Genomic DNA, 11,604 nt, shown 5'->3' with positions numbered 1-11,604 from the left:
TAAGAAAGTCGATCTCTTCGCCTAATTGGATAAACTATTATTGCCTCGTCCCTAAGGCGAATTTAGGCGGGGATTTTTAGCCTGAAATAAAAAATTCCTTCTCGCTTTTTACGACAACGGAATTGTTTGACTAACGATTTTTTACCTTTGAATTGAGCGCTAGAGCCGTGGCCAACACCAAAAATACTGTAAACTTAGGCTCCGGTCACACTCTGCTGGCTCACAAATAGTGCACAAATAAATAATACCGCCGAGTACAGATGATTATGGCGCCACTTGAGCCTGAAATACGTAGTTTTTAGCGTCGGGATAATATTAATAATTTAAGGTGAAATACACGAGGATTTTATGAACAATCGATATATGCAGACGCCGCTGCGTCTGGCTTTGACGACCTTAGCAGCAGCAAGCTTAGGTGCTTGTGTTGGTGGCGGTACGACGTCCAGCTCCTCTGAGGCCGCTGTCTCTTCCAGCATGCCCGCAAGCAGTGAATCCAGTGCGGCAAGTGAAGTTTCTTCGAGCCTTGCTTCCAGCTCCAGCATCTCTTCGAGTATGGCTGCTATTAGTAGTAGTAGCGAGACCGTTGAAAGCAGCTCATCAGTGCAGAGCAGTGTGGGGCCATTCCAGACTGTGCGGCTTCAAGCACAAGCTTACAATCGCGATACCTTCAATGAGGCAACCCCGAGCATGCGCGAAGGCACACCATCGGGCGAGTGCGCCGAAGGTGGCGCCGAGCTTATGGATCTCGAAAACGTCACTGATGACAACGGCGTATGCGCCATCGCTTGGACTGAAGCGGGCGAATATGTGGAATATAGCTTTAGCGCGCCTGCCGGTGATTACGATATCACCCTACGTAATGCCTCTGATACAGGTTCGAATGCAACCCAGCAACTGAGTATTGATGGCGTTGTTGTGGGTAGTGTGCAAGGCGCCGCCATGGGCTGGGACAATGCCTACGGCACGCAAACACTGCTTAACATTGCAGTTAACGAAGGCGAGCATACCTTGCGCGTCACATTTGCCAGTGCGGCCTCTAATCTTAACTATATTGAAATTAGTGAATCGAACGGCACACCGCCATCTTCGAGCAGCGCGGCAAGCTCTTCACAGGGTAATTCTGGTGGCGTGGTGGGCGATACCATTGAGGCTGAATCGCTCAATCCTATGGTATCTAAGACTTATATGATCGAGCAGGGCGATGGCTTCGAGAATGTTGGCTTTTTTGGCGCAGGTAGTGTGCTGTGTTATGACGATATCGATCTTACCGGTGTGCAAAGCATCGAGGTAATGTATGCACGCAATGGCGATCATGTGCCAACCGATGGCCGTTTTGCCATTTTAGCCGGCGGCCCCGATCCATTAACGGCCACTAACCTCGGTGAAAAATTCACCACCACAACAGGTGGCTGGACTACATTCCAACCGTTAGTTGTTGGGCTGGATCCACATACCACTAGCAATACGCAGCTGTGTTTATACGGTATGGAAAGCGGTGGTATCGGCAACATCGATAAATTTACTTTGAACGCTGAGACCGGTAGTAATGATGGTTTAACCGAGTTTGATTTAGGTGTACCCACCGGCCCAGCGGTTGACCCCGTACGCGTTATCGATAACCGAGTCACTTTTGGTCGCCAAGCAAAAAGTATTGCCGGCGTTAGCATGTTCTGGTCAGCACCTAAATCAGGCTCAGACGGCTTTTATAATAAAGAAGCCGTTAAGTGGATGATTGATGATTGGGGTATTGAGCTCGTTCGTGCCGCAATGGCGGTGGACGATAACAAGCCCGGTGGTGCCACGGCTGAAGAGCTCGGTGGTTATTTAACCCACCCGTTTATCAACCAGCATGCGCTAGAAGAGGTTGTACATGCGGCTATTGAAAATGGCATTTACGTCATTATTGATTGGCACGCCCATAAAGCGGAAGATAATAAAGCAGAAGCGATAGAGTTCTTTACGCGTATGGCGCGCAAATATGGTGGCTTTGAAAACGTGATTTTTGAAGTGTATAACGAGCCTGTAAATACTGGCTGGCCAACAATTAAAAGCTACGCTGAAGATGTTATTAAGGCCATCCGCGATGAAGGCTCTGATAACTTGATTATTGTGGGTACTAGAACTTATTCGCAGAGGGTTGATGAGGTCATTGGCAATGAAATTAACGATCCTAATGTTGCCTACACGCTGCATTTCTACGCTGGCACACATGGCGATCAACAGCGAGGTTGGGCACAACAAGCCTTAGACGCTGGCCTTCCTCTTTTTGTGACCGAGTGGGGCATGACCGCAGCCGATGGCGGCTCAGACGGAAACCTAGCATCAGATCAACAAATCAATGCCTGGCTCGACTTTATGCGTGACAACGACATCAGCCATGCCAATTGGGCAATTAGCTCACACGGTCAGGCATCTGCCGCTGTAGAGCGTGGTGCAAGTACCCGCGGTGGTTGGACCAATGCCGACTTAACAGCAGGTGGCGAAAAAGTTAAAGCGTTGATTAAAAACTGGTAGTGCTTTAGGGGTGCTTACTGCGCAAATTTACTGCGCGGTAACCCGCTTTCAAGCCCATTATCAAAAGCGTCTAAGCTAACACTTAGGCGCTTTTTTTTTGCGCTTTTGATGGGTGAGGCGTGTAGTAAAATGCGGTACCGCCTTATGGACGATGAGTCATTTTACCACCCGTCAGATGCATCAATTGAAAGCTTAGAGTTTGGTCGTTCAGCTGCGGCTTTTAGGTTTAAAACTGCCTAGCCTGCTTAATCCCGCAGACTGACACAGATAGGAAAATAATCGGGTACTGCTTTGTTAGCACGCTCGTGGGTCATTGGCCCACAGGGCGCGCGCTCATAGGTTGCTGAGTAAGTGTAGGTATAGCCGTATGGGTCATCTTCCGATATTTCTGATACTAAGCTTGATTCTGTACTGCTGAATAATAGCCAATCTTTCGGGCGACTATAACAGGCCTAAATGCTGATAATAGCGTGGACATAAAAAAGGGGCTAATAGCCCCTTTTTTATGTCCACGCTATCTTAGGGGCCTGCATGAAATAACTTCCCGTTTTTGAATTCCTGGGTGCACGCCCCTAACTTAAGTCTAAGCGTCCAGTTCCATATTGTCCCCATTTATCATCTGGAACAGGTACGCCCGCATGGTGTGCCATCGCGGCCCATAAGTTTGCAATGGGCGTTGCACTGGATAATTTTAAATGGCGCCCTGTTCTTACAGCGCCGTTAGCGTGGCCCATTAATAGCGTGGGCAAATCACTATCGCCGTGGCTTTGAGAAAAGTTACCGCCAGTTCCGGCCCCGAAGGATATTAGGCTTTGCTGTGTCAAATTCTTTGCTGCAAGTTTATCCATTAAATTGGCGCCTAAGCCAGATAGCCACAGGCTAATTTTTCTGAAGTCAGCCTTTTTTTCATCGCTGCCACTGTAGTGTGAGGTTGCATGCCAACCATTAGCTAAATTCAGGCCATCGGGTTTTGCGCCGTTTAATTCGCGGCCCAAGCTTAATACTGCTACCCGCGTTAAGTCACATTGAAAGGCATTAATCATCAGGTCGAACATTAATTGAATTTGTTCTGTCATTGTACCGTCAAGGTATGTGTCGTCTACGATGGTACATTCACTTGCTCCTGTATTGATGATATCGAGCTGCCTTTCCATATCTCGCATACCGGTAAGGTAGCTATCGAGCTTTTCCTTATCGGTTGCGCCTAATTGACGCTCCAGCCGTGGTAGATCATCGTTAATCACAAAATCTAAAACACTTTTTCGTAATACGCGACGTTTTTCTGCTTCTACGCTAACCTCTGTATTATTTTGTGCGGCGGTAGAAACTAAGCGTTCAAAAATAGCGGCAGGGGAATCCCAGCGTACGGGTTCTTTTGCGCTTCGCCAGCTTAAGCGTGTATTGAGTGGGTTATAACCGCTATCGCCTTGATCATTGCTGCCAATTCCCATGAGCATCATATCCATAGGGGTAGATAAGCGCGTGGTGTTAGAAATGTGGCGGTCAATGGTTTGGCCGCCATTAACGGCGGAAGCATCTTTTTGTAGTTTAACCGAGCTTAAATAACTGCCTGCTGCGCGGGCGTGATCACCTGCACCGTCACCATTGGCGGCGCCCCCTTGATTAAACAAATTTGAAATAACGGAAAAATCATTACGGTGGGCATTAAGGGGGGCTAATAGCGTTGTGGGCGTGTAACTCTCGGTGCCTTCCACAGGGAAGAGCTCATCTGTGCGTACGTACCAACCGTTAGGTATATACACAAATCCTGTATGAGTATGGCCTTCGGCATAGGATTCTGTTGGCCGCATAATGTCTAAAAAAGGCAAGGCAATGCCAATGCCTGCTGCCCGTAAAAGTGTGCGACGCGGGAGTGGTTTTCTTTTAATTAGCATTGTATTAATCCTCGTCAGCCGTACGCCGTGTGGTAAAAGAAGCATCATTAACAATGGTACGAATCAATTCGCGAACAGAGAATCCATTGTCGAATGCAGTTTGAGCAATATTTTTTACACGGCAATTATCGCGTGCACGTGTGAGCGAGCCTCTAGCGTAGCTAATAAATTTTTCACTGACACAATTCATATAGCGTGGATCTGTTTTAAGAGTATCGGCGAGTTCCGTTGCGCCGTTAAATATTTGACCATCGGGAAGTTCACCTTCACTGTCCACTACCGTGCCATCGTTATAGGCGGTGCGCAGATGCCCAAGTTGATCAAATTGTTCTAAACCAAAACCAATAGGGTCCATAGTTTCATGGCACGCGGCGCAAGCTGGATTTTGGCGGTGCTCGATTAAGCGTTCTTTTAATGTAAGGTTAGTGTTGTTACCTTCGTTAATCGTTTCGTCGGCGACATTGGGTGGTGGTGTACGTGGTGGTTCACACAGGAGTTGGTCGAGCACCCATTTGCCACGTGCAACAGGGCTGGTGCTTTTTTCTTTTGCTGTTGAGACTAAAATACTAGCCTGCGTTAAAAGGCCCGCGCGTTGTGGCGCCATGGCGGTTGCTTGAAATACATTGCCGGTTATTCCGTCAATCCCGTAATGTGCCGCTAGGCGTTCATTGGTGTAGGTGGTTTTTAGGCTCAGTAAATTGCGTAAATCATTATCCTGCCGAATAAATTTCTGCATAAAAATTTGTGTTGTTTCTTCAACCATGTCTTGTCGAAGTTGAGTGTCTATGTGGCTATATTCACTGTTATTGGCGTCGTTAAAATCAGTCAGTGTCATCCATTGCTCAAAGAATATGTCAACGAGTGCTCGCGATTTTTCATTGTTAAGCATACGGTCAATTTGAGTATTTAAAACATTAGCTGACGATAATGTGCCATTGCTTGCTAGATCTAATAGCGTTTTGTCGGGCATGGATGCCCAAATGAAATATGATAAGCGCGAGGCAAGCTCGAAATCATTCAGTACTCTGGGCTGCGTACTTTGTGGGTTTTCATCAACCTCTACTATAAAGGTGAAATGCGGTGATAATAAAATCGCTTCAACGGCTACTGCGAGTGAAGCGTTCCGCGTTTCGCTCAGGTCACGTGCCGTGCGGTAGATACCAACATAGCGTTCAACTTCATCCGCTTGTACATCCCTTCTAAAGGCAAAGCGTAAAAATTGTTCGAGAATGGAATGTGCGCAATCGACACCAATACTGGCAATATCACAAACCAAGTAGGGTGCAATAACTGGATTACCTGCGGCATTAATGGCTTGGCTTAGCGCTGGAACGATTCGGGCGTAGCCTAATGCGTGTTCACTATTAACGTTGCTAGAGCCCACGTTGGTAAAGTTTCCGGCTCGCGAGTCGCTGGGTAAATCGTCCATGGGCACGGCTACACCTAATAAATCACGTAGTGTATTAATGTACTCATGGTTACTTAAGCGTCGCATAACAATGGGGCCTGGGTCGCTATCGTCGCGGCAAATCCCTTCGTCGTCAGATAATGCGAGCGCCACCGATTCTATTTCGGCGGGGCTCAGGCTTAAGTTTTCCATTTCTACTTCATGCTCAAGTGCATAAGTTACTGCAACGCCGGTAGCGCGGCGCTTACTGGAATCGGCAATTGCGTTATGGCACACAAAGCACGCTTTATTTTGATAGACCTCATATCCCAGTGTGAGTGATACCGTATTATTCGGGATTGCGGCATTAGGATCGTTTAAAATATTCAGTTCATGAATTGACCACCAGTAGCTATCGGCAGACCCCGTTTGTGTAATGCGAATATGCCGTGCCTGAGTGCGCGCAAGCACAATATCCCCGGTCTCTGAATGACCTAAACCAGCCGCAATAGGGGCGCCCCAGTTTTCGCCGTCGTCAGAAATATAAATGGTATAGCGGCGGGGGTAATCATTGTCGCTCCCAGTGGCACTAAGTCGTAGTGTGTTAAAGCTTTGGCTGGCTCCAAGGTCGATAGTTAGCCATTGGCTGTAAGCTTGTAGGGCTCGTGTTGACCAGCGTGACGCTAAGTTGCTATCCAATAATAATGCAAGCTCACTGGTGTTGTGTGAGGCGTTTAATTTCCAGTTAGTTCGATCGAGAAAGGCGTTATCGGTTGATGAGCTTGAGCTCGATGTATTGGGATCAGTACTTTGGCTAGATGACGAAAGCGTTGCTGGTGACGAGCTCACCAGTGTAGCGCTAGATATTTCACGTGAGCTTTCACTTGAGCTTGTGGTCTTAGTACTTGAGCTTTCATTATTGTTCTCATCTACACCAGTACATCCCGAGAATAAAATAATAAATAAAAGTAAACTTAGTTTCTGAGGCGAGAATTTTATGCCGAATAATGGTGTATTCATATTGCGATCCAACTTTAATTTTTATTAGAGGTCAGCCGAAAACTGAATTTCTTGCTCGTTAAGCAAGGCATCACTGGTAATGGTTATATCGGGTGCAGCGCCGCCGGCTTCAACAAGGAACTGTGCACTCTCGTTAGGTTGTAATCCCTTTAGGCTTTTTGTGGCGCGCACACCATTCACGGTGATATAGGCATCGTAATAAATGGGTGCTACGCCTTGGTTACTTACCGTAATTCGGCTTTGTTGAGTTGAGGCCTCGAAGTTATCAATATGGAAGGCGTAGCCCGTCGCCTTTGCAGCTTCTTTAATACGCTCGGGTGTTTGATGGTTGTATTGATCATTGCCAATAATGTAAGTGATGTGGTATTGCGCCGCAAAGGATTCAAAATTTCGGCCGTGCGGGCCGTTGGGTAGTGTCAGAACATTCTGTTGATCGTAGTCACTGTAATAACTAAATTCCCCGCCGGCTGGGCTGGATTTAAAGCGCTGCTCGTCAAAAAATAACCATGATGCGCGGTTATATTCGTTGTTGTCATCAGAGTGCTCGCTGTGCATAAATGAGTCATCAAATAAACCAAAGGTTAAGTCTTTTAGCTCACTCTGGCTTGAAAAGGGAGTTCGAGTGCTGGACGCAGCATCAATAGAGAGTGTCCAGGGTGTTTGCTTAAAATTTTCATCCAACTCGGTTAGAAGTGTTGCTTGAAAGGCTTTGCTGGGGAAGTTGTTACCTAAGCTCAAGGGGCCATCATATAAATGATATTCACTGTACGAGCCAAAACCCATTTGCATAAAAGCGAGGCGTGGGTCGCCGTCATAACGGCTCGCAAACGCCTCAAAAAACCATAATGTGAAGTCTTCCAGAGGTGGATGGCTCCAGTCCGGCAGGAAGGTATTTCTCCCTTCTACTTGTGAAATGATTGATTCATAGCCTGCTTGTTGTGTAATCGCTAAAGGAACGCTGACTTTGGTTACGCCGGGGTAAGTGTAGCGAAATCGTAAAATGGCTTGATGGCCACGGCTTGCAATATCATTCAATAAATTGTCAACGGCCTGCCAATCACACTGGTTAACCGCTGTGCAGTAGTCGCCGTAAACTAAATAGGTGAATTCTAGCTGCACAGTATTGCCCAGCGCATTTAATGCTTCGCTATTGTCTTTCCAAAACACGATACCCGTCATGGGCTGAACATCAGTAATATTTGAGTTTAGTGCGATGGGGACAAAAGCATCTTCGCTCGAACTGGATAGAGTGCTCGAATTACTCGAGCTATTGGCAGCGTTCGACGAATTTTCATTGGCGCTTGTCGAACTGAAATTTGACGGTGTATTACTGCCAGAACAGCCGGTGCTGAGCATTAGTCCTATGCACACAGTACCCACAAATCCCCTATTTATGATAGACATATTCGGACCCTAATTAAGTGTTAATGGTATTGCGGACACTGCGTTATCGCCAAGGTCGGTTACTTCACCAGCACTCATAATTGTATTACCACTCGTGCCCTCCAATAGTGTGATTTTGTATTCGGTTTGGTTACGAATGGTTGAGTTATTGCCATACACAATAATGGATCGTGTTTCTTGGGTATCTTCTGGCCCATCGGCGCGCAGGAATACAATGTCATGGTTGTTACCTAAAATATCGGCAATGTTGTGTGCACCTATGGCATTGGGCGAAGCTTCTATAGTGAGTTCTAGATTCATGTTTGAGCGAGATAACCTAAAGTCACTCACCGGGGAGTAGGTGAAATTACTTACCGATTGGGTTACTGTTCCGCGGCTGGGCATGTTGTAATTAGTCGCCCCATTGTCCTGCGCAATGGAATTACTAACGCTGGCAGAACTGGCTAGGTATAAACGAATCCCCCCTCGCATTTTTTTCACGGTGCAGTTCTCTACAATAACACTGCCTCCGCCGTTATAAACTCGGATGCCATCTTCAGACAATGAGTGCACCTCGTCGGAAGCTATTGGATTGCCATCCACATCAAGGTAACTATTACGCAAAGGTAAGCTGCCTTCGCCTTCAGCGAGCATATCGTTTGAGGCCCTTACAGCGCCTTCGACATAAGTATTACGTACGGTGGTATTATCTGCTGGTGATTGTAAATAAATACCATGGCAAAAAGCGCGTTGAATGAGCTGTGTATTTTCGATGGTATTACTATCACCTTTAACTACAATACCGCAGCGTTTACTCAAGCCAAATGAACTACCTGAACCAATCCCAAAGAGGCTACCGTAACCGTAAGGAAAGGAGCCACGGACAGTCAGCTTAATCCCATCAATTAAATTACCATTTCCCAGTATTGCCATAACCGGCTCACCTTTTAGGCCGAATGACAAACTCGAGTCTTCGTTGTAGCTTACAAAATCTGTGACGGTCATAAAGCCATTTGGGTAAGTGTCTTCAAATTCGCCACCAATAATCACATTGTTAGACCCTTCGATTACAAAGTAGCTTTCGCGCGTAGTACTGCCAACGGGTACTTCAATATAAACGCCGCGTAAATCGATTGTATTGTTCGAGCCCGTGAGTAAGAAGCGACGAGCATCGGGTTCAAGTGCGGTTAAGTCGTAGTAACCCGGTTTCATGATCAGTGTTTGGTCGCTACCGGCTAACGCATTGCGTAGCTGAGCCAGTGATGAAACATTCCACTCTTTTTCAATGGGGAGCCTATCTTCAAGGGAGACAGAAATATCGTGTACGGACCACCAGTTTCGAGCAGATAAACCGGTTTGCACAATTTTGATATGCCGCGCGGTGGTTACGGGCAATGTTAGTGTGTCATTACCTTGCGAATTATTCATGAGTGTTAGTGGGCTGCCCCAATCATTTTGATTGTTACTGGCGTAAACCAAATAACCTAAGCCAAAATCACTGTCGCTACCGGTTACATTTAAATGGATGCTGTTAAACGTTTGTACGCTGCCTAAATCAATGCTTAACCATTGTCCATTATGTTGAGTACTTTTCGTTGTCCAGCGGGTGCTGATTGAATCATCAATGGCAAGTGATAACTCCTCGGTATTATGGGAGGCGCTTAAAATCCAATTTGCCCGAGGATTGACGACTTCTGAACTTGAGCTACCTGTGCTTGAAATCTGCTCCATATCACTGCTTGAGCTTTTTTCTATGCTGCTGGATATGGAGCTGCTAGTTATAACTAGAGTCGAAGAGCTGCTGGCAGGTGTACTGGAAAATATTGCGCTAGAAGTGATCTGCTCGCTAGAATCACTTGTTCCGCCGGAACAGGCTGCGAAGCAGGGGAGTAAACACAGTGCGAATAAATATCGCTTGGAGATAACCCTTGAAGGTATTGTGCATTTAAAAATCATGTGTTCTCCGGTATTTATTAGAATGCTAAATAGTGTAGGGTTAGCTTAATGATTTTTTTAATAACTTACTGATGGGCCCATTGTTGAGCGCTGTCACCAAGGATCGGTTTTGATTAAATCCTGCAAAGCTTTGCATTGGCATACCTACGCCCTGTGCCAGTGTTGTTAATAAATCGTTATTGGTGCTTCCTGCGCAGTTATAGTGGAAGCCGCCTTTTAAATTAGTATTCTTACCTGCGAGAAGTAAGAAGGGAAAGTCACTGGCTTGGTGGGTATTGTTAGACATGGCCGAAGTCCAGAAAATAACGGTATTGTCCAATACCGTATTTCCATCAATGTCAATCGTAAGGTTAAGTTCATCCATTAAATCAGCAATCATTTCTGATTGATGAATACGCACAATCTCATGCACTTTATTGGCCGTATCGTCTGCGCGATGCGATGCTGCGTGTAGGTTTTTATTTAATAGTGATGCAACATCAGCGTCGCCTTGGTTATCCAAAAAATTATGGCGATGTTGGTTAATGTTTTCGCCTCCAATCATGTAGGTTACGCATGATGCGTTGTCACACTTAAAAATTTGACTAATTAATTTTAATATTCCGTCTCGGCCGCTGTCGTCGTTTAGTGAGGTGATGCTTGCGGGTACATCGCACCGCGCCTCTACTTTTAACTGTAGGTGGTCGGCGAGTTCATTAACGCTATTGTTAAAGGCGTCGAGTTTAATGTTCAAATTATTGTTGTTGAGTTGTCCTTTTAGGGTTTGTACTTGATTAGACACCAAGTTTAATAAATCTGATTGTACTAGCGTATTCGCAGCACCTAGTGATGTGTTTAAGGTGCTGTCGCCATAAATGTTAGTCGTTGCAGCGCTGGTGCCTGCAATAGAGCGAATTTGATTGCCTGTTTTATTGAAACAATACGTGGTGGCTCCTCGAGAGGCGTAATCAGAGAAATATAAGTGGGGATGTAAACGCCTTGCGGGTAAGTTGCCTTCGCGGTCTAAATACTCGGCAATCTGTACGTCGATACTGGCATTTGGAATGCGTGCCGAAGCATTATTGGTACCTGCATTTCGGCGGCTCCCCCCCAGTGTATGGCAGGCCAGCCCGCCATGGGTTGCGGCATCACCTGTTTGGCTTCGGCTATCTAAATTAATACCGGAGACAACCAGCATATTGTCTTTGTAGGCTTTTAACGGTTGTAATATTGTGCCCAAACTAGCATCGGTTAATGCGTAATCTACTGCAGTGGAGTTCAGCCATATTTCATTTCGAGTGGCTGTGGGAATTCCGTAAGAATCGATTATGGTCAATAACCGCAGCGGGGATGATCCATCGGTGGCAGCATTTAAAAAGGGGCTTGCTAAATTGCCGGCGCCAGCAGCCAATAGGCTGCCGGCCAGTTTTAACAGTTCTCTACGATTTTGTTTTTTATTCATTACTATTA

7 protein-coding genes are annotated in these 11,604 nt (G+C 46.2%); 2 read left to right on the top strand and 5 right to left on the bottom strand.

Annotated elements, in window-relative coordinates:
• Positions 1-348 precede the first annotated feature (348 nt).
• Positions 349-2,514, top strand: a complete 2,166-nt coding sequence (locus AC3A8L_RS03180; RefSeq protein ID WP_487960778.1) for a cellulase family glycosylhydrolase — start codon at positions 349-351, stop codon at positions 2,512-2,514.
• A 572-nt stretch (positions 2,515-3,086) separates the two neighbouring features.
• Here the strand turns inward: AC3A8L_RS03180 and AC3A8L_RS03175 are convergent.
• The 4 genes from AC3A8L_RS03175 to AC3A8L_RS03160 are packed head-to-tail and all read right to left on the bottom strand — an operon-like array spanning position 3,087 to position 9,930.
• Positions 3,087-4,409: a DUF1552 domain-containing protein gene (locus AC3A8L_RS03175; protein ID WP_487960777.1), complete on the bottom strand. Its 1,323-nt coding sequence runs from the start codon at positions 4,407-4,409 to the stop codon at positions 3,087-3,089.
• Positions 4,410-4,413: 4 nt separating this feature from the next.
• Complete coding sequence (locus AC3A8L_RS03170; protein WP_487960776.1) at positions 4,414-6,816, bottom strand: DUF1592 domain-containing protein; 2,403 nt, start codon at positions 6,814-6,816, stop codon at positions 4,414-4,416.
• A gap of 24 nt (positions 6,817-6,840) precedes the next feature.
• Positions 6,841-8,220, bottom strand: coding sequence for a hypothetical protein (locus AC3A8L_RS03165; RefSeq protein ID WP_487960775.1), 1,380 nt, complete (start codon positions 8,218-8,220; stop codon positions 6,841-6,843).
• 9 nt (positions 8,221-8,229) lie between these two features.
• A complete protein-coding gene (locus tag AC3A8L_RS03160) occupies positions 8,230-9,930 on the bottom strand; it encodes a discoidin domain-containing protein (RefSeq protein ID WP_487960774.1) in 1,701 nt (566 codons plus the stop codon).
• Between AC3A8L_RS03160 and AC3A8L_RS03155 the strand changes: the two genes are divergently transcribed.
• The gene (locus AC3A8L_RS03155; RefSeq protein WP_487960773.1) at positions 9,911-10,204 is read left to right on the top strand and encodes a hypothetical protein; all 294 of its coding nucleotides are present in this window, start codon (positions 9,911-9,913) and stop codon (positions 10,202-10,204) included. The genes AC3A8L_RS03160 and AC3A8L_RS03155 overlap by 20 nt on opposite strands.
• Here the strand turns inward: AC3A8L_RS03155 and AC3A8L_RS03150 are convergent.
• Positions 10,196-11,596, bottom strand: coding sequence for a DUF1552 domain-containing protein (locus tag AC3A8L_RS03150; RefSeq protein WP_487960772.1), 1,401 nt, complete (start codon positions 11,594-11,596; stop codon positions 10,196-10,198). The two genes, AC3A8L_RS03155 and AC3A8L_RS03150, sit on opposite strands and share 9 nt — an antisense overlap.
• Between the last annotated feature and the right edge of the window lie 8 nt (positions 11,597-11,604).

It is taken from the genome of Marinagarivorans sp. (genome assembly GCF_982758155.1).
Note: the sequence above shows the minus strand (reverse complement) of the source record. Positions and strands in the feature narration are given on the sequence as shown.

Coding starts and splice junctions, on each gene's coding strand:
- AC3A8L_RS03180 (WP_487960778.1), top strand. CDS start 349: ATGAACAATCGATATATGCAGACGCCGCTGCGTCTGGCTTTGACGACC.
- AC3A8L_RS03175 (WP_487960777.1), bottom strand. CDS start 4,409: ATGCTAATTAAAAGAAAACCACTCCCGCGTCGCACACTTTTACGGGCA.
- AC3A8L_RS03170 (WP_487960776.1), bottom strand. CDS start 6,816: ATGAATACACCATTATTCGGCATAAAATTCTCGCCTCAGAAACTAAGT.
- AC3A8L_RS03165 (WP_487960775.1), bottom strand. CDS start 8,220: ATGTCTATCATAAATAGGGGATTTGTGGGTACTGTGTGCATAGGACTA.
- AC3A8L_RS03160 (WP_487960774.1), bottom strand. CDS start 9,930: ATGGAGCAGATTTCAAGCACAGGTAGCTCAAGTTCAGAAGTCGTCAAT.
- AC3A8L_RS03150 (WP_487960772.1), bottom strand. CDS start 11,596: ATGAATAAAAAACAAAATCGTAGAGAACTGTTAAAACTGGCCGGCAGC.